General features: G+C 75.4%; 12 protein-coding genes and 1 pseudogene. 5 read left to right on the top strand and 8 right to left on the bottom strand.

The features are described 5' to 3' along the window. Positions 1-58: 58 nt before the first annotated feature. Positions 59-1,234 carry a CapA family protein gene (locus V1J52_RS20495; protein WP_330141377.1) on the top strand — a complete coding sequence of 392 codons (1,176 nt, stop codon included), beginning with the start codon at positions 59-61 and terminating at the stop codon, positions 1,232-1,234. A gap of 54 nt (positions 1,235-1,288) precedes the next feature. Here the strand turns inward: V1J52_RS20495 and V1J52_RS20490 are convergent, their stop codons facing one another. The 6 genes from V1J52_RS20490 to rpsA all read right to left on the bottom strand — a co-directional run bounded on the left by V1J52_RS20490 (position 1,289) and on the right by rpsA (position 6,792). Continuing rightward, a complete protein-coding gene (locus V1J52_RS20490) occupies positions 1,289-2,281 on the bottom strand; it encodes a pirin family protein (RefSeq protein ID WP_330141376.1) in 993 nt (330 codons plus the stop codon). A 28-nt stretch (positions 2,282-2,309) separates the two neighbouring features. Then, positions 2,310-3,026 carry an HNH endonuclease family protein gene (locus V1J52_RS20485; RefSeq protein WP_443075880.1) on the bottom strand — a complete coding sequence of 239 codons (717 nt, stop codon included), beginning with the start codon at positions 3,024-3,026 and terminating at the stop codon, positions 2,310-2,312. A gap of 45 nt (positions 3,027-3,071) precedes the next feature. Next, complete coding sequence (locus V1J52_RS20480) at positions 3,072-3,434, bottom strand: tetratricopeptide repeat protein (protein ID WP_330141375.1); 363 nt, start codon at positions 3,432-3,434, stop codon at positions 3,072-3,074. A gap of 60 nt (positions 3,435-3,494) precedes the next feature. Beyond that, positions 3,495-4,088, bottom strand: coding sequence for a dephospho-CoA kinase (gene coaE / locus V1J52_RS20475; RefSeq protein WP_330141374.1), 594 nt, complete (start codon positions 4,086-4,088; stop codon positions 3,495-3,497). A 44-nt stretch (positions 4,089-4,132) separates the two neighbouring features. Further along, the gene (locus V1J52_RS20470; protein WP_330141373.1) at positions 4,133-5,089 is read right to left on the bottom strand and encodes a PAC2 family protein; all 957 of its coding nucleotides are present in this window, start codon (positions 5,087-5,089) and stop codon (positions 4,133-4,135) included. 185 nt (positions 5,090-5,274) lie between these two features. Beyond that, positions 5,275-6,792 carry a 30S ribosomal protein S1 gene (rpsA, locus tag V1J52_RS20465; RefSeq protein WP_330141372.1) on the bottom strand — a complete coding sequence of 506 codons (1,518 nt, stop codon included), beginning with the start codon at positions 6,790-6,792 and terminating at the stop codon, positions 5,275-5,277. 393 nt (positions 6,793-7,185) lie between these two features. On the opposite strand from rpsA, the gene V1J52_RS20460 reads away from it, so the two are divergent. Both V1J52_RS20460 and hrpB read left to right on the top strand, forming a co-directional pair. Next, positions 7,186-8,037 carry a class I SAM-dependent methyltransferase gene (locus tag V1J52_RS20460; RefSeq protein ID WP_330141371.1) on the top strand — a complete coding sequence of 284 codons (852 nt, stop codon included), beginning with the start codon at positions 7,186-7,188 and terminating at the stop codon, positions 8,035-8,037. Between the two features lie 105 nt (positions 8,038-8,142). Continuing rightward, the gene (gene hrpB / locus V1J52_RS20455; protein WP_330141370.1) at positions 8,143-10,701 is read left to right on the top strand and encodes an ATP-dependent helicase HrpB; all 2,559 of its coding nucleotides are present in this window, start codon (positions 8,143-8,145) and stop codon (positions 10,699-10,701) included. Positions 10,702-11,140: 439 nt separating this feature from the next. Here the strand turns inward: hrpB and V1J52_RS20450 are convergent. Further along, positions 11,141-12,400 (bottom strand): annotated as a pseudogene (locus V1J52_RS20450) (lytic transglycosylase domain-containing protein); the annotation flags it as partial. A gap of 236 nt (positions 12,401-12,636) precedes the next feature. Continuing rightward, positions 12,637-15,366: a DNA polymerase I gene (polA, locus tag V1J52_RS20445; RefSeq protein ID WP_330141368.1), complete on the bottom strand. Its 2,730-nt coding sequence runs from the start codon at positions 15,364-15,366 to the stop codon at positions 12,637-12,639. A gap of 120 nt (positions 15,367-15,486) precedes the next feature. Here polA and V1J52_RS20440 point away from each other — a divergent pair, with 120 nt between their 5' ends. Then, positions 15,487-17,766: an FdhF/YdeP family oxidoreductase gene (locus V1J52_RS20440; RefSeq protein ID WP_330141367.1), complete on the top strand. Its 2,280-nt coding sequence runs from the start codon at positions 15,487-15,489 to the stop codon at positions 17,764-17,766. A gap of 85 nt (positions 17,767-17,851) precedes the next feature. Beyond that, positions 17,852-18,304: a PaaI family thioesterase gene (locus tag V1J52_RS20435; RefSeq protein ID WP_330141366.1), complete on the top strand. Its 453-nt coding sequence runs from the start codon at positions 17,852-17,854 to the stop codon at positions 18,302-18,304. Positions 18,305-18,347 lie beyond the last annotated feature (43 nt).

The following is an 18,347-nucleotide window of genomic DNA, read 5'->3' as shown; positions in this document are numbered from 1 at the left end:
CACTGCCCCGCGCATTAGTGGGATTGTCGTACTAACCCTGTCGGCATGGGACAGCACCGTGATCCAGCACACCCGGTACCCGGCGGCCCTGCTCGTGGCCGCCCTCCTCGGTACGGCCGCCACGGCGGGCTGCGGCGGACCGGAACCACGGCGGACCGGCCCGGACGGCTCCCAGAAGGCGGCGGCCCCCACCGCCGGGCGTGACGAGGGCTTCACCCTCGTCGCCACCGGGGACGTCCTCGCCCACGACTCCGTCATCCGGCAGGCCGCCGCCGACGCGGACGGCACCGCGGACAGCCACGACTTCCGGCCCATGCTGGCGGGCGCCGCCCCGGTCGTCGCGGAGGCCGACCTCGCCCTGTGCCACCTGGAGACCGTCTTCGGCGCCGACGGCGGCCCGTTCACCGGCTACCCGGTGTTCCGCACACCGCCGCACGTCGCGCGGGCCCTCGCGGAGACCGGCTACGACTCCTGCTCCACCGCCTCCAACCACACCCTCGACGCGGGCGCGGAGGGCGTCACCCGGACGCTGGACGCCCTGGACGCGGCGGGGCTCGCCCACGTCGGCTCGGCCCGCTCCGCGGCCGAACGCGACCGGCCCGCGCTGCTGGAGGCCGGCGGCGCCCGGGTCGCCCAGCTCGCGTACACCTACGGCACCAACGGCGTCCCCGTGCCCGCGGACCAGCCGTACCTCGTCAACCTCATCGACGCGGACCGGATCGTCGCCGACGCCCGCGCCGCCCGACGCGCCGGGGCGGACGTGGTCGTCGTCAGCGTCCACTGGGGCACCGAGTGGCAGGAGGCGCCCGACGCGCGGCAGCTCTCCCTCGCCCGGCGGCTCACCGCCTCGCGCACCGGGGACCGCCGCGACATCGACCTCGTCCTCGGCACCCACGCGCACGTGCCGCAGCCGTACGAGAAGGTCGGCGGCACCTGGGTGGTCTACGGCATGGGCGACCAGGTCGCGGGCGTCATGAACGATCCGCGCGGCCAGCTGGGCTCGGCGGCCCGCTTCACCTTCGCGCCGCCGCACCGGGAGGGCGACGCCTGGCGGGTGGTGCGGGCCGAGTTCGTCCCCCACGTCATGGACAACGACCCGCTGCGCGTGGTCAACGTGCCCCGGGCACTGGCGGACGACCCCGGACACGCGGGGTACACCACGGCCCGCGACGTCGTCCGGGACGCCGCGGTCAGCCGGGGCGCGGCCGGGGACGGGCTGACGATGGGCCGCTGACCCGCACCGCGCCCCCGCACCGCACGCGCCGCGTCAGGCCGAAGGCCGCGCGCCCTACGCGGACCCGCCGTGCCGGTCCCGGGCCTTGAGCCGGACCGTCGGCATGGCCGGCGCGGGCAGCGGCTCCTCCTCGCAGGCGGTGACCGTGCCGAAACGTGCCGCGCCCGCCGCCCAGTCCGCCCGGGCCCGCACGATCTCCTCGTGCGTGCGGCCGACGAAGTTCCACCACATGACCAGGGGCTCCGCGAAGGGCTCCCCGCCGAGCAGGAACACCCGGGCTCCCGCGGCGGCCTCGACCTCGATCCCGGGCCGCCCCCGGCCCAGGTACAGCAACGCACCCGGCTCAAGGGTGCTCCCGGCGATCCGCGCCGACCCGCGCATCACCAGCGCCGCCGTCTCGAACCCCGGCTCCACCGGCACGACCAGGCCCCCCGCCCGCCCGAACCGCACCTCGGCCCCCAGCAGCGGGCTGTGCACCCGGGCGGGTGACCGCTGCCCGTCCACCTCCCCGACGACCACCGTCACGCTCGCGCCGCCCTCCCGCAGCACCGGGAGGGCCGCGTGGTGCTCGAAGCGCGGCGGGCCGTGCCGGGCCTCCTCGGGCAGCGCGACCCACAGTTGCAGTCCGTGCATCACGGGCGGGTGGTCCGGCGGGGACTGCTCGGAGTGGGCGATCCCGTGCCCGGAGGTCATGAGGTTGAGCTGCCCCGGCACGATGGGCTGCACGCTGCCGAGGCTGTCCGCGTGCAGGATCTCCCCGTCGGCGAGCCAGGTGACGGTCTGGAGACCGGTGTGCGGATGCGGCGCGATCTGCATGCCGGGCCGCCCGGAGACGTCGTCGGGGCCGAAGTGGTCCACGAAGCACCAGGCGCCGACCATGCGCCGCCGCCGGTGCGGCAGCAGCCGCCGCACGGTGGTGTACCGGCCGAGCGGCACGTCGTGCCCGGCGAGCAGCACGCTCCCCGGCTCGTCCTGCCCCGGCTCGTCCTGCCCCGCCACCGACCCGCCGTACACCACCCGCTCGTCCCCGGACCCTGGTTCCGCCATGCCGGAACTCTAGCCCGCTCCCCCGGCCTCAGCGCGGGGCGCTGAACGCGGGCGGGGCCTTCGTGGGGGCGTCACCGGCGGGCAGGGGCGTGCCGGGGCAGGGGTTGAGGACGCGGGCGAGGGCGTCCTTCTCCGCGCGGGTCACCCACAGGCCGTACTTCTCCTTGACGGCCACCTGGGAGGCGGCGTAGGCGCAGCGGTGCGGTGTGTGGGGCGGGAGCCAGGTGGCGGCGTCGGCGTCGCCCTTCTGGCGGTTCGCGCCGGCGTCGACCGCCAGGAGGTTGAGGGGGTCGTTGGCGAAGGCTATGCGCTTGGCCGGGTCCCAGGTGTGGGCGCCCTTCTGCCACGCGTCGGAGAGGGCGACGACGTGGTCGATGTCGATCGTGCTGCGTCCGCGCTCGAAGGTGAGGGTCCGCCCCGTGTACGGGTCCGTCGTCAGGGTGCCGGAGGTGACGGTGCAGGCGTCCGGCTCCACGGTGACGTCGTCCAGGTCCCGGGCGAGGACGTCGTCGCGGGTGCCGCAGTCGTTGCCGTCGGTGTCCGCCCAGGGGCTGCCGAACTTGCGGCGGTCGTAGCCCGTCTTCGGGGCGCGCCCCTTCACCGGGAGGTCGGCCAGGGCGGCGAGCGCCGGGCCGCCGGTGGCGGGGGGCGGGGCGCCCGCCTCGGGCACCTCCTCGACGGTGCAGGCGGCGGCGAGGAACGCCGTGGCGGCGAGCAGGGCGGCGGTGCGGGCACGGCGGGTCACGGGGGCACAGCTTAGCCGCGCCCCCGCGCCCGGCGGGCAGGGGTGTCAGCCCTCGTCGAAGCGGGCCGCTTCGATGTACTCCGGACGCGGGTCGAGGGCGGCGGCGAGCCGGAAGTGGCGGCGGGCCTCACCGGTGCGGCCCGAACGCTCCAGGGTGCGGGCCAGCGCGAAGTGGACGAAGGCGTTGTCCGGCTCCCGCTCCAGGACGAGCTGGAACTCCAGCTCGGCGGAGCGGAGCTGCGCGGAGTGGTAGAACGCGCGGGCCCGCAGCAGGCGTGCCGCGGTGTTCTCCGGGTGGGCGGTGATCAGCGGGTCAAGGAGCTTGACCGCGCCGCGCGGGTCCTTGGCCTCCAGCAGCTTCTCCGCCGCTCGGAAGTCGATCACGTGCGTCTCGGGCGTGCGGGACATAGGGCGCCTCCTCCGGCCGGGACAACGGCCGCGTATGGCGGAGCATTCCCGCCCCCGGGCTCAGGCACGCCCGCGCAGCTCCTCCCACAGGGCGCGCACCTGCGGCGCGAGCGCGTCGAGGGGGCCGTCGTTGTCGATGACGTGGTCCGCGACGGCCAGCCGCTCGGCCCGCCCGGCCTGGGCGGCCATGCGGGAGCGGGCCTCGTCCCGCGCCATGCCGCGCAGCTCGGTCAGGCGCCCGAGCTGCGTCGCCGGCGCGGCGTCCACGACCACCACGACGTCGTAGAGCGGGGCGAGCCCGTTCTCCACGAGCAGCGGGACGTCGTGGACGACGACGGCGTGCTCGCCCGCCGCCTCCTGGAGCTCGGCGGAGCGGGCGCGCACGAGCGGGTGGACGATGGCGTTCAGCGCGGCGAGGCGCTCGGGGTCGGCGAAGACGACACGGGCGAGGCCGGGCCGGTCGATGGCGCCGTCGGGCCCGAGGACGCCCTCCCCGAACTCGGCGACGACGGCGGCGTGGCCCGCGGTGCCGGGTTCCACGACCTCGCGGGCGATGCGGTCGGCGTCGATGAGCACGGCACCGTAGGAGGCGAGCAGGCGGGCGACCTCGCTCTTGCCCGCGCCGATGCCGCCGGTCAGTCCCACTGTCAGCATGGCCGCCACCCTACTGGCCGGTTCAGCCCTCGCCACTGGCCGGTTCAGCCCTCGCCCTCCCCGCCTTCGCGCTCGCGGTCGGCCAGGAACCGTTCGAAGACCGCGCCCAGTTCGTCGGCGGAGGGCAGTTCGGCCGGTTCGGCGACGAGGCTGCCGCGGGTCGCGGCCCCGGCGATCGCGTCGTACTGCTGCTCCAGGCCGCGCACGACGGCACCCAGCTCCCCGTCGCCGTCCGAGAGCTGCCGTTCGATCTCGTTCTGCGCCTTGTGGGCCTGGCCGCGCAGGGTGTGGGCCACCGCGGGCAGCACCAGCCCCGTCGCGGCCGTGACCGTCTCCACGACGACGAGGGCGGCGTCCGGGTACGGAGAGCGGGCGACGTAGTGCGGGACGTGCGCGGCGACGCCCAGCGCGTCGTGCCCGGCCTCGGTGAGCCGCAGCTCCAGCAGGGCGGCGGCGCTGCCGGGAACCTGGGCCTCGTCGAAGAGGCTGGGCCGCCCGGGCACCAGGTCGGTGCGGTTCCCGTGCGGTGTGAGGCCCACGGGGCGGGTGTGCGGCACCCCCATCGGGATGCCGTGGAAGGTGACGCTGAGCCGGACCCCGAGCCGTTCCACGATCTCCCGCACGGCGGCGGTGAACAGCTCCCAGCGCACGTCCGGCTCCGGGCCGGACAGCACCAGGAACGGGGTGCCGGTCGCGTCGCGGAGCAGCCGGAGCTCCAGACGGGGCGTGTCGTAGTCGGCCCACCGGTCGCGGCGGAAGGTCATCATCGGGCGGCGCGCGCGGTAGTCGATCAGCCGGTCGGCGTCGAACCGGGCGACGGTCTGGTGGGGACGGCCCTCCAGCAGGTGGTCGACGATCTGCTCGCCGGTGGCCCCCGCGTCGATGAACCCCTCGAAGTAGTAGAGCATCACCAGACCGCCGCCCACGCCGCGGTCGATGATCTCGTCGACCGCCCTCAGGCCGCTCACATCCCACTCGTACAGCTCGCGCGGCTTCACCACGTTCTCCAGCCCCTCCTGTCGCGTTCTCGCACCAGCGACAACGCCGGTGCGGCGGCCGTGCATTCCCGCCCGCCGCTCCCGGACGCCGGCGGGCCGCGGCGGACGGCCGGACGCCGCAGGGCCCGCCCCCCTGCCCGGGGGACGGGCCCTGCGTCTGCTGCTGCTACCGCCCTAGCGGTGCGGGCTCAGCTCTGGCCGCCGGCCAGCTTCTCGCGGAGCGCGGCGAGCGCCTCGTCGGAGGCCAGCGCACCCGAGTCCTCGCCGGAGTCCGACGAGTAGGAGCTGCCTCCGCCGCCACCGCCGCCCTGGCCGCCGCTGGGGGCGGCACCGGCGCCGCTGGCACCCTCGGCCTCCGCCTGGGCGTCGGCCTCGCGGGACTTGACGACCTGCGCCTGGTGCTGCTCGAAGCGCGTCTGCGCCTCGGCGTACTGGCGCTCCCACTCCTCGCGCTGCTTCTCGTACCCGGGCAGCCAGTCGTTGGCCTCCGGGTCGAAGCCCTCGGGGTAGATGTAGTTGCCCTGGTCGTCGTAGGACGCGGCCATGCCGTAGAGCGTCGGGTCGAACTCGACCGCCATCGGGTCGCCGCCGAAGGACTCGTTGGCCTGCTTCAGCGAGAGGCTGATGCGGCGGCGCTCCAGGTCGATGTCGATGACCTTGACGAAGATCTCGTCGTTGACCTGGACGACCTGCTCCGGGATCTCCACGTGGCGCTCGGCCAGCTCGGAGATGTGCACCAGGCCCTCGATACCCTCGTCGACGCGGACGAACGCACCGAACGGCACCAGCTTGGTGACCTTGCCGGGCACGACCTGGCCGATCTGGTGCGTGCGGGCGAACTGCTGCCACGGGTCTTCCTGCGTCGCCTTGAGCGAGAGGGAGACGCGCTCGCGGTCCATGTCGACGTCCAGGACCTCGACCGTGACCTCCTGGCCGACCTCGACGACCTCGGAGGGGTGGTCGATGTGCTTCCAGGACAGCTCGGAGACGTGGACCAGACCGTCCACGCCGCCCAGGTCGACGAAGGCGCCGAAGTTGACGATGGAGGAGACGACGCCGGAGCGCACCTGACCCTTCTGGAGGGTGGTGAGGAAGGTCTGGCGGACCTCGCTCTGCGTCTGCTCCAGCCAGGCACGGCGGGACAGGACCACGTTGTTGCGGTTCTTGTCCAGCTCGATGATCTTGGCTTCGAGCTCCTTGCCGACGTACGGCTGGAGGTCGCGGACACGGCGCATCTCGACCAGGGACGCGGGGAGGAAGCCGCGGAGGCCGATGTCGAGGATGAGACCACCCTTGACGACCTCGATGACGGTACCGGTGACGATGCCGTCTTCTTCCTTGATCTTCTCGATCGTGCCCCAGGCCCGCTCGTACTGAGCGCGCTTCTTGGACAGGATGAGGCGGCCTTCCTTGTCCTCCTTCTGGAGGACAAGGGCCTCGATCTCGTCGCCGACGGCCACGACCTCGTTGGGGTCGACGTCGTGCTTGATCGACAGCTCACGGGAAGGGATGACGCCCTCGGTCTTGTAACCGATGTCGAGCAGGACCTCGTCCCGGTCGACCTTCACGATGACGCCGTCGACGATGTCGCCGTCGTTGAAGTACTTGATCGTCTCGTCGATCGCGGCGAGGAAGGCTTCCTCGGAACCGATGTCGTTGACCGCAACCTGCGGGGTGGTCACGGTGGTCTCGGTGCTGCTCGTCATGTGGTAAAGGGCTCCGGTACGGACAAGAAGTCGTAGGTACTGCTACGCCGTGAGCCCGTATCGCACCGCCGAAGCCGGACAGCCTGAGAGGCGCTTTGCCGTAAAGCGAAGACACCTCGACAACCGAGGGGACATACAACCGATGCGAGCGCGACCTGCTCCGTCTGAGGCGCGCAGGCCCGCAGCGCAACTTGTAGCATACGGGCGCGGACGGGCATGGTCAATGCGCGTATGCGACACGCGGGACGGATGGGGCCAAAAGCCCCCCGTCCGGCGTGGCGCAGCCACCCGCTGACCGTCAGGCACTGTGCTCGCCGCACGACGCAGCCACAAGGTTGCCCGCAGCCTACCGCCGCGGGCGTCCGACGAAACGTGAAGGGGTTCCGCACGTCCGTGAGCACCGACAGGGACACCACCGCCGCGCCCGGGGACGGGGACGAGGCCGGCCCCGAGGCCGACGCCGTGCGCCGGACGGCGGGAGACGCCGAGAGCAGCAGGGCCAGCCGGCTGTGGTGGGACCGCAACGCCGACGCCTACCAGCGCGACCACGGCGGCTTCCTCGGCGACGCCCGCTTCGTGTGGGGCCCGGAGGGCCTGGACGAGGCGGACGCCCGGCTGCTGGGCGACCCGGCGCTGCTGGCGGGCCGCCGGGTGCTGGAGATCGGCGCCGGGGCCGCCCAGTGCTCGCGGTGGCTGGCCGCACGCGGCGCGCGTCCGGTCGCCCTGGACGTCTCCCACCGCCAGCTCCAGCACGCCCTGCGCATCGGCACGGACGGCATCGGCCTGGTCGAGGCCGACGCGGGCGCGCTGCCCTTCCCCGACGGCGCCTTCGACCTGGCCTGCTCCGCCTACGGCGCCGTGCCCTTCGTCGCCGACCCCGTGCGCGTCTTCCGCGAGGTGCGGCGCGTGCTGCGGCCCGGCGGGCGGTGGGTCTTCAGCGTGACCCACCCCCTGCGCTGGGCACTCCCCGACGAGCCGGGGCCCGAGGGGCTGACCGTCTCTGCCTCGTACTTCGACCGCACCCCCTACGTCGAGCAGGACGCCGCCGGGCGGGCCGTCTACGTGGAGCACCACCGCACGCTCGGGGACCGGGTCAGGGACGTCGTCGCCGCCGGACTGCGCCTGGTGGACCTCGTCGAGCCGGAATGGCCGGAGTGGAACCGGCAGGAGTGGGGCGGCTGGTCCCCGCTGCGCGGACACCTCATCCCCGGCACCGCGGTCTTCGTCTGCGAGCGGGACGGCTGAGGAGCCCGGCCGGCCGGAGGTGACGGCGCCGGCTCGGACTGCGGGGGCACCGGCTGCGGGGGCACGGGCTGCGGGGCGGCGGCCGGGACTTGCGAGGATGGCCCGGTGACCGCCCCGAACCCCCGCACCGAAGCCCTGGACCGGCTGCCCGTCCGCAGCGCCCTGCCCGCCCTGCGCGCCGCGCTCGACACCGCGGGCACGGCGGTGCTGTGCGCCCCGCCCGGCACGGGCAAGACGACGCTGGTGCCGCTCGTCCTGGCCGGGCTCGTGCCCGGGGCCCCGGCCGCGGAATCCCGGCCGCGCGGCGGCGCCCCGCGAGAGGACCGGCCGCGCCGGGTGCTGGTCGCCGAACCCCGGCGCATCGCCGCCCGCGCCGCCGCCCGGCGGATGGCGTGGCTGCTGGGCGAGGGGACCGGCGGAGCGGCGGAGGAACCGGGCCACCGCGTCGGGTACACCGTGCGCGGTGAGCGGCGCGTCGGCCGGCAGACCGTGGTGGAGGTCGTCACCACCGGCGTGCTGCTGCAACGGCTGCAACGCGACCCGGAACTGCCCGGGGTGGACGTGGTCATCCTCGACGAGTGCCACGAACGGCACCTGGACGCCGACACCGCCGCCGCGTTCCTGCTGGACGTGCGCGCGACCCTGCGCCCCGGACTGCACCTGGTGGCGGCCTCGGCGACGACGGACGCGGCGGGCTGGGCGCGGCTGCTGGACGCCTCCGTGGTGGAGGCCGAGGGCGTGAGCCACCCGGTGGAGGTGGTGTGGGCGCCGCCGCCCGTGCCCGTCCCGCCGCCGCACGGCACGCGGGTGGACCGGGCGCTGCTCGCGCACGTCGCCGCGACCGTGCGGCGCGCGCTCGCCGAGCGGGGCGGAGACGTGCTGTGCTTCCTTCCGGGCGTCGGGGAGATCGCGGCGGTCGCCGGCCTGCTGGGCGAAGTGGACGCGGACGTGCTCCAGGTGCACGGACGGGCCGGGGCGCGGGCGCAGGACGCCGTGTTCACCCCGGGCGAGCGGCGGCGCGTCGTCCTGGCCACGGCGGTCGCCGAGTCGAGCCTGACCGTGCCGGGCGTGCGGACGGTGGTGGACTGCGGGCTGGCCCGTGAGCCGCGCACCGACCACGCGCGCGGCCTGAGCGCGCTCACCACCGTGTACGCGTCCCGGGCGGCGGCGCGGCAGCGCGCGGGCCGGGCGGGCCGCGAGGCCCCGGGCACGGTGTACCGGTGCTGGGCCGAGGCGCAGGACGCCCGGCGGCCCCGCTTCCCCACTCCGGAGATCGCCGTCGCCGACCTGGGCGCCTTCGCCCTCCAGGCGGCCTGCTGGGGCGATCCGGAGGCGGCCGGGCTCGCGCTGCTCGACCCGCCGCCCGCCGGGGCGATGGCCGCGGCCCGCGAGGTGCTGACCGCGATCGGCGCGGTGGACGCGGCCGGACGGGCCACCGCGCGCGGCACCGCCATGGCCCGGCTCGGGCTGCACCCGCGGCTGGCCCGCGCGCTGCTGGACGGCGCGCGCCTGGTCGGCGCCCGGGCCGCGGCCGAGGTGGTGGCGCTGCTCAGCGAGGAACCGCCCAGGGAGCTGGGCGCGGACGTGGCCGGTGTCCTGCGCGCGGTGCGGCGTGAGCGCCACTCCCCCTACGCGGGACGCTGGCGGCGCGAGACCGAGCGGCTGTGCCGCGCCGTCCCCGGGTCCGGGAAGGACGGCGGGCCGCAGGAGGCCGGCCCGCAGGAGGTGGCCGGCCTCGTGGTGGCGCTGGCCCATCCGGAGCGGGTGGCGGCCCGGCAGGGCGGCGGCACGTACCTGATGGCCTCCGGCACCCGCGCCGAGGTCCCGGCGACGGCGGCCGGGTCGCCGTGGCTCGCCGTGGCGGTGGCCGACCGGCCCGCCGGGGCGGCCACCGCGCGGGCCCGCCTGGTGGCGCCCGTGGACGCGGAGACGGCCAGGCAGGCCGCCGCCGCGCTGTACCGGGAGGACGAGGAGGTGGCCTGGGACCCGGCGCGGCGCCGGGTGACGGCCCGCCGCGTCACCCGGCTGGGGGCGGTGGAACTGGACGCCCGCCAGGTCGCCGACCCGGACCCCGCGCGGGTGCGGGCCGCGCTGCTGGACGTCCTGCGTACGCAGGGGCTCGGTCTGCTGCGCTGGTCCCCCGGCGCGGTGTCACTGCGCCGGCGCGTGGCCTTCCTGCACCGGGAGCTGGGCGAGCCGTGGCCGGACGTCGGGGACGCCGCGCTGCTGGCCCGCGCCGACACCTGGCTGACCGGCGCCCGGCCCGGCGACGTCGACACGCTCGCGCTGCTGCGCGGACTGCTGCCCTGGGCGGGCGGCGAGGCGGCCCGGCTGGAGGAGCTGGCGCCCGAGCGCGTCGAGGTGCCCTCCGGGTCCCGCGTCCGGGTGGACTACAGCGCGGAGCAGCCCGTGCTGGCCGTCAGGGTGCAGGAGCTGTTCGGCTGGGCCCGCGCACCACGGCTGGCGGACGGGCGGGTGCCGCTGCTGGTGCACCTGCTCTCCCCCGCCGGGCGCCCCGTCGCCGTCACCGCCGACCTGGCCTCGTTCTGGGCCGACGGCTACCGGGCGGTGCGCGCCGAGCTGCGGGGCCGCTACCCGCGCCACCCCTGGCCCGAGGACCCGGCGACGGCACAGCCCACCCGCCGCACCAACCGGCGCCGCTGAGCGGCCGGGCGGGGCGGCCCGCGCCGCTCAGCGGCGGGACGGCTCAGTCGAGGCGGGCGGGCGGCGTGGAGGCGGGCGCCGGGGACGCCCCGGCCGCGGGCTCGCCGGACTCCGCGTCACTGCCGGGCCCGGGCGCGCCCTCGTCCTCGGCGTCGCCGTCCGGGTCGCCGCAGGGCTCGTCGGGCCCCTGGCCCGGCTCGTCGGCGTCCTCGTCCTGGGTGCCCTCACCCGCGTCACCCGCGTCACCGGCTCCGGCGGTCAGGCCCGGCTCCGGCTCCTCCTCGGCGGCGGGCTGCGCCGGTGCGGGGGACGCGGTGCCCGGCTCGGACGCGCCGGGGGTGGCGGGCGCGTCGGGGTCGGCGGGCTCCGTCGGGCACTCGCCCGGCTCGCCCGGCTCCTCCTCGCCCGGCTCGCCCGGGTCCTTCGGCTCGTCCGGGTCGTCCGGCTCCTCGCCGGGGCCGCCCGGGTCGCCCGGTTCCTCGTCCGGGTCACCCGGGTCGCCCGGCTCCTCGCCCGGGTCACCCGGCTCGTCCGGCTCCTCACCCGGGTCACCCGGGTCGCCCGGCTCGTCCGGCTCCTCACCGGGGTCACCCGGGTCGCCCGGCTCGTCCGGGTCCTTCGGCTCCTCACCCGGGTCGCCGTCACCGGGGAGGTCCGTCCACGGCGGGAGGGGACCGCCCGGCTGCTGGCCGCCGTCGCCCGTGCCGCCGTCGTCCTTCCCACCACCGTCGCCCGTGCCGCCGTCCCCCTGGCCGGGGGTGCCGTCCGGAGAGGGCTTCGGCTTCGGCTTGGGCTTCGTCTCCGGCGCCGGTGCGGGCGCGGGCTTCTGCGCGGGCTTCGGCGACACCGGGCGCTCCGCGGGGCGGTCCTCGTTGCCCGCACCCGGCGACTCGGGCAGCGGACCGCTGCCGTCGGGCACCTCGTGCACGCCCTTGCGGTAGAACTCCAGCCAGGACAGGACGGTGTTCAGGTACTCACGGGACTGGTTGTAGCTGAGGACGGCCCGTTCCAGGTCGGCCGCGTCGGACAGGTCCCGCCCGTTCGCGCACAGGTAACGGCCCGCGGCCAGAGCCGCGTCGTAGATGTTGTTCGGGTCGTCGGCGCCGTCGCCGTTGCCGTCGGCTCCCCAGGCCGCCCAGGTGGAGGGGATGAACTGCATGGGGCCCACGGCCCGGTCGAACGTGGCGTCCCCGTCGTACGCACCGGCGTCGGTGTCGTTGATGCGGGCGAAGCCGTTGCCGTCGAGCACGGGGCCGAGGATCGGGGCCGTCGTGGTGCCGCCGGCGTCCACCGCACCGCCGCGCGCGTGCCCGGACTCCACCTTGCCGATGGCGGCGAGCAGTTGCCACGGCAGGTTGCACCCCGGCTGCTCGCTCCGCAGCGCGCTCTCGGCGTTCTGGTAGGCGGCCAGGACGGTGGCGGGGATGCCGCCCTCTGCGTCGCCGGTGACCGTGGGACCGCCGCCGAGGTCGTGCGACTGTCCGGGCAGGCCGGGAACTTGGAGCGGGGGCAGTTCGGTGTGGTAGGAGTCGTCGAGCGGGACGTCGTCGGCCCCCGAACCCGGGTCCTGCGGGGCGACGCCGGGCTGCATCAGGGTGATGCCGGGCGCCTGCGACGCCGTGAGAGCCACCATGGCAGCCGCCGCGACGGCCGTGCTCGTCACGCCCCTGCGGAGCCTGCCACCTGTCCGACCCGTCATCCGGCCGCCCCTCCCTGGTCCTGCGCGCCCTCGCGCCCGTCTCACCCCTGCCGACAGCAGCGTTCGAGACGATACGACACGCTGCGGCTCCAGGTCACGCGTACCTCCGGAATCGTGCGTTCCCCACGAACTCCGGCGGCCGCGAACGCAGCCCGCGAGCAACCGGCGCCCTGCCGTGCCGTCCGGGCGGCGCTCCGGACGGCACGGCAGGGCGCGGGGGGTGCGGCGGGCGGGAGTCAGTGGGCGGCCGACTCCCAGTCGGAGCCCACGCCCACGGAGACGTCCAGCGGGGCGCGCAGCTCCACCGCCGCCGCCATCTCACGGCGCACCAGTTCCTCGACCCGCTCGCGCTCCCCCGGGGCGATCTCCAGCACGATCTCGTCGTGCACCTGGAGCAGCATGCGCGAGGTGAGGTCCTGTTCGCGCAGGACGGCGTCCACCCGCAGCATGGCGATCTTGACGATGTCCGCCGCGGTGCCCTGGATGGGGGCGTTGAGCGCCATACGTTCCGCCATCTCGCGGCGCTGCCGGTTGCTGGAGTTGAGGTCGGGCAGATAGCGGCGGCGGCCGAGCATCGTCTGCGTGTAGCCGACGGCCCGCGCCTCCTCCACGGCCCGGCGCAGGTACTCCCGCACACCGCCGAAGCGTTCGAAGAAGGTGTCCATCAGCCCGCGTGCCTCGTCCGGGCTGATGCCGAGCTGCTGGGAGAGGCCGAACGCGGACAGGCCGTAGGCGAGCCCGTAGGACATGGCCTTGGTCTTGCGGCGCATCTCCGCGTCCACGTCCCCCTTCGGGACGCGGAACACCTGCGAGGCGACGGTGGTGTGCAGATCCTCGCCGGAGGTGAACGCCTCGATGAGGCCGTCGTCGTCGGAGAGGTGCGCCATGACGCGCAGCTCGATCTGGCTGTAGTCCGCCGTCATCAGCGTCTCGTAACCCTCGCCGACGACGAACGCCCGGCGGATGGCGCGGCCCTCGTCGGTGCGCACCGGCACGTTCTGCAGATTGGGGTCCGTGGAGGACAGCCGCCCGGTGGAGGCGACGGTCTGGCTGAAGGTGGTGTGGATGCGGCCGTCGGCACCGATCGTCTTGATCAGCCCCTCGACGGTGGCGCGCAGCTTGGACTGCTCGCGGTAGCGCAGCATCAGGACCGGCAGCTCGTGTTCCGTCTGCGCGGCGAGCCAGGCGAGCGCGTCGGCGTCGGTGGTGTAGCCCGTCTTCGTCTTCTTCGTCTTCGGCAGGCCCAGCTCGCCGAAGAGGACCTCCTGGAGCTGCTTGGGCGAACCGAGGTTGAACTCGTGCCCCACGGCCGCGTGGGCCTCGCGCACCGCGTGCTGCGCGGCGTCGGCGAACTGCTGCTCCAGCTGGGTGAGCCAGGGCCGGTCGGCGGCGATCCCGGCTCGCTCCATGCGGGCCAGCAGCGCGGAGACGGGCAGTTCCATGTCGGTGAGCAGCCCGGCCGCGCCCACCTCGGCGAGCCGTTCGGTGAACGCCTCCCCCAGGTCCAGCACGGTGCGGGCCTGGCCCATCAGGGCGTCGGCCTCGGCGGCCTCGTCCACGCCCAGCGCGAGCTGTCCGCCGGCGCCCTCCGCGGGCCGCGGCAGCTCCCGGCCGAGGAACTGCACGCTGAGGGCATCCAGCGCGAAGCTGCGCCGCCCCGGCTGCACGAGGTAGGCGGCCAGCGCGGTGTCCGTGGCGATGCCCGCGACGTACCAGCCGTGCTCGGCGAACACCCGCTGCGTGGCGCGGGCGTTGTGGACGGCCTTGGGGCGGGTGGCGTCGGCGAGCCAGGCGGCGAACGCGCGCTCGTCTCCCTCGTCCAGGCGGGCCGGGTCGAACCAGGCGGCGGGCCCGGAGGCGGCGGCCAGGGCGACCTCGGTGACCTGGCCCGCGCCCAGCCGCCAGTCGTCCACCGTGGCCAGACCCAGCGGCTGCTCCGCGTGCTCGGCCAGCCAGGGGGCCAGCTCGCCGGTGCCCAGCACCGTGCCGTCCAGTTCGACACCGGCCGCGGGCTCGGCCTCCTGGCTCTCCCCGGCCCCCGGGTCGGCGGCGAACAGGCGCTCGCGGAAGTTGGGGTTGCGGATCTCCAGGACGTCCAGCGCGGCCGTCAGCGCCTCGCGGTCGTAGGCGGCGCGCTCCAGCTCCGCCGGACCGCAGGGCAGCTCCACGTCGCGGACCATCTCGGTGAGCCGGCGGTTGAGCTTGACGGACTCCAGGTGATCGCGGAGGTTCTGCCCGGCCTTCGTCTTGATCTCACCCGCCCGCGCCACCAGCTCGTCGAACGAGCCGAACTGGCTGATCCACTTCGTCGCCGTCTTCTCGCCCACGCCGGGGATGCCCGGGAGGTTGTCGGAAGGGTCCCCGCGCAGGGCGGCGAAATCCGGGTACTGGGCAGGCTCCAGACCGTACTTCTCGCGGACCTTGTCCGGGGTGAACCGTGTCAGCTCCGAGACGCCCTTGGTGGGGTACAGCACGGTGACCCGGTCGCTGACGAGCTGGAAGGCGTCCCGGTCACCGGTGACGATGGAGACCTCGAAGCCGTCGGCCTCGGCCTGGGAGGCGAGGGTGGCGATGACGTCGTCCGCTTCGAAGCCCTCGACGGCGAAGCGCTTGACGCGCATCGCGTCCAGCAGCTCGCCGATCAGCTCCACCTGCCCCTTGAAGCCGTCCGGCGTCTTGGAGCGGTTGGCCTTGTACTCGGTGAACTCCTTTGACCGCCACGTCTTGCGGGAGACGTCGAAGGCGACGGCGAAGTGCGTGGGCGCCTCGTCACGCAGGGTGTTGGACAGCATCGACACGAAGCCGTACACGGCGTTCGTCGTCTGGCCCGTGGTGGTGGAGAAGTTCTCCTCGGGCAGCGCGAAGAACGCCCGGTACGCCAGCGAGTGCCCGTCCATCAGGAGCAGGCGGCGCGGCTGCCCGGCCCCCGGCTCCTGTGCTGTCTGTTGCGATGCTGTCTTTGCCACGGACCCGATCCTGCCACGGAGCGCTGACAACGCCTCCGCCGACAGGCGCCCCCGGGTTCCGCGCTGCCCGCCCGGCCGCACCCTGCCGCCCGCGGGCGGCCGCGTGGGAGGATGCGCGGCATGACGCGCACCCCGCCCCCGTCCTCCCCGGACGAGCCCGCCCAGGACGCTCCCCGGGTGGGCCCGCCGCAGCGCGCCGCCGCCGGGCTGCCCGCCGTCGGGCACGCCCTGCGGGCCGCGCACCGGGAGATGGGCGTGCGGCGCACCGCGCTCACGCTGGCCCGCGTCAACCAGGAGGACGGCTTCGACTGCCCCGGCTGCGCCTGGCCCGAACCGGAGCGGCGGCACGCGGCCGAGTTCTGCGAGAACGGCGTGAAGGCCGTCGCCGAGGAGGCCACCCGCGCCCGCGTCACCCCCGCCTTCTTCGCCCGGCACCCGGTCGGCGACCTCGCCGGGCGCTCCGGCTACTGGCTCGGGAAGCAGGGCCGCCTCACCCACCCCGTGTACCTGGCCGAGGGCGCGGACCGCTACGAGCCCGTCAGCTGGGAGCGGGCCTTCGACATCGTCGCGCGGGAACTGCACGGCCTGGCCTCCCCCGACGAGGCCGTCTTCTACACCTCGGGGCGCACCAGCAACGAGGCGGCGTTCCTCTACCAGCTGTTCGCCCGCGAGTTCGGGACGAACAACCTGCCCGACTGCAGCAACATGTGCCACGAGTCCTCCGGCGCCGCGCTCACCGAGACCCTCGGCGTCGGCAAGGGCAGCGTCTCGCTGGCGGACCTGCACCAGGCGGACCTGGTCATCGTCGCCGGCCAGAACCCGGGCACCAACCACCCGCGCATGCTCAGTGCCCTGGAGCGGGCCAAGCGCGGCGGGGCGAGGATCGTCACCGTCAACCCGCTGCCCGAAGCCGGCACCGAGCGGTTCAGGAACCCGCAGACCCTCCGGGGCCTGGCCGGGGCCGGGACCCCGCTCACCGACCTCTTCCTCCAGATCCGCATCGGCGGCGACCAGGCCCTGTTCCGGATGCTCGGCAGGCTCGTGATCGAGGCCGGCGGCGTGGACGAGGAGTTCGTCGCCGCCCACACCGACGGCTACGACGCCTTCGCCGCCGCCGCACGCGAGGCCACCTGGGAGGAGACGCTGCGCGCCACGGGGCTCGCGCGTGCGGACGTCGAGCGCGCGGCGCGCATGGTGCTGGACTCCCGCCGCACGGTCGTGTGCTGGGCCATGGGGCTCACCCAGCACCGGCACGCGGTGGCCACGATCCGCGAGGTCGTGAACCTGCTGCTGCTGCGCGGCGCCGTCGGCCGCCCGGGGGCGGGGGTGTGCCCGGTGCGCGGCCACAGCAACGTGCAGGGCGACCGCACCATGGGCATCGTCGAGCGGCCCGCCCCCGCCTTCCTCGACGCGCTCCAGCACGAGTTCGGCTTCGCCCCGCCCCGCGCCCACGGCCTGGACACGGTGGAGGCCATCCGGGCGCTGCGGGACGGCCGCGCCCACGTCTTCTTCGCGCTCGGCGGGAACTTCGTCGCCGCCTCCCCCGACACCCACGTCACCGAGGACGCGATGCGCCGCGCCCGGCTGACCGTGCACGTCTCCACCAAGCTCAACCGCTCCCACGTCGTCACCGGGGCGCGGGCGCTGATCCTGCCCACCCTCGGCCGCACCGAGCGGGACGTGCGGGCGGGCGGGGAGCAGTTCGTCACCGTCGAGGACTCGATGGGCGTGGTGCACGCCTCCCGCGGGCGGCTGGCCCCGGCGAGCCCCGCGCTGCTGTCCGAACCGGCCATCGTCGCCCGGCTGGCCCGCCGCGTCCTCGGGGCGGCCAGCCGCACCCCGTGGGAGGAGTTCGAGGCCGACTACGGCACCGTGCGCGACCGCATCGCCCGCGTCATACCCGGCTTCGAGGACTTCGGGGCCCGCGTCGCGCGGCCCGGCGGCTTCGTCCTGCCGCACCCCCCGCGCGACGAGCGCCGCTTCCCCACCGCGACCGGCAAGGCCCGCTTCACCGCGGCGCCCGTGCACCACCCGCACCTGCCCGAGGGGCGGCTGCTGCTCCAGACGCTGCGCTCCCACGACCAGTACAACACCACCGTCTACGGTCTCGACGACCGCTACCGGGGCATCCGCGGCGGGCGGCGCGTCGTGCTGGTCCACCCCGAGGACGCCCGGGAGCTGGGCCTGCCCGACGGCAGCCGCGCCGACCTCACCAGCGAGTGGCACGACGGCACCGAGCGCACCGCCCCCGGCTTCCGCGTCGTCCACTACCCGACCGCCCGCGGCTGCGCGGCGGCGTACTTCCCGGAGACGAACGTGCTGGTGCCCCTGGACGCCACCGCCGAGACCAGCAACACCCCGGCCAGCAAGTCCGTGGTGATCCGCCTCACCCCCGCCTGAGCGGCCGCCGGGCGTCTGATAGGAACGAGCCACCGCCAGGCACGGGCCGCACCGGCCCCTTCGCACCACGATCGGAGCCGCCCCCATGGGAGAGACCGCCCCCACCCGCTTCCCGCAGGCCGTGCTCGACCAGTGGAGCGGGCTCGGCGTCGACCTGCCGTCCCTCTTCTCCGCCGGTCACCTCGGCGACCGCATGGGGCTGCACATCGTCGAGGCCGCGCCCGAACGCGTCGTCGGGACCCTGCCGGTGGAGGGCAACACCCAGCCCTACGGGCTGCTGCACGGCGGTGCCTCCGCCGTGCTGGCCGAGACGCTCGGCTCGGTCGGCGCCATGCTGCACGGCGGGCCGGGCAAGGTGGCCGTCGGAGTGGACCTCAACTGCACCCACCACCGCGGCCTGCGCTCCGGCCACGTCACCGGCACCGCCACCCCCGTCCACCGGGGGCGCACCACCGCCACCTACGAGATCGCCGTCACCGACGAGCAGGACCGCCGGGTGTGCACGGCCCGCCTCACCTGCCTGCTGCGCGACGCCTGACCGCCGGCGCCCGGCCCGCCGACGGCGGGCCGGGCGCCGCGGG

Source organism: Streptomyces solitudinis (assembly GCF_036323765.1).
Lineage (GTDB): Bacteria > Actinomycetota > Actinomycetes > Streptomycetales > Streptomycetaceae > Streptomyces.
The sequence above is the reverse complement of the archived record's forward strand: the minus strand, read 5'-3'. Positions and strand labels throughout refer to the sequence as shown.

Excerpts from the sequence above, each read along its gene's own strand:
- V1J52_RS20490 (WP_330141376.1), bottom strand. The coding sequence starts at position 2,281 with ATGGCGGAACCAGGGTCCGGGGACGAGCGGGTGGTGTACGGCGGGTCG.
- V1J52_RS20480 (WP_330141375.1), bottom strand. The coding sequence starts at position 3,434 with ATGTCCCGCACGCCCGAGACGCACGTGATCGACTTCCGAGCGGCGGAG.
- coaE (WP_330141374.1), bottom strand. The coding sequence starts at position 4,088 with ATGCTGACAGTGGGACTGACCGGCGGCATCGGCGCGGGCAAGAGCGAG.
- rpsA (WP_330141372.1), bottom strand. The coding sequence starts at position 6,792 with ATGACGAGCAGCACCGAGACCACCGTGACCACCCCGCAGGTTGCGGTC.
- V1J52_RS20440 (WP_330141367.1), top strand. The coding sequence starts at position 15,487 with ATGACGCGCACCCCGCCCCCGTCCTCCCCGGACGAGCCCGCCCAGGAC.
- V1J52_RS20435 (WP_330141366.1), top strand. The coding sequence starts at position 17,852 with ATGGGAGAGACCGCCCCCACCCGCTTCCCGCAGGCCGTGCTCGACCAG.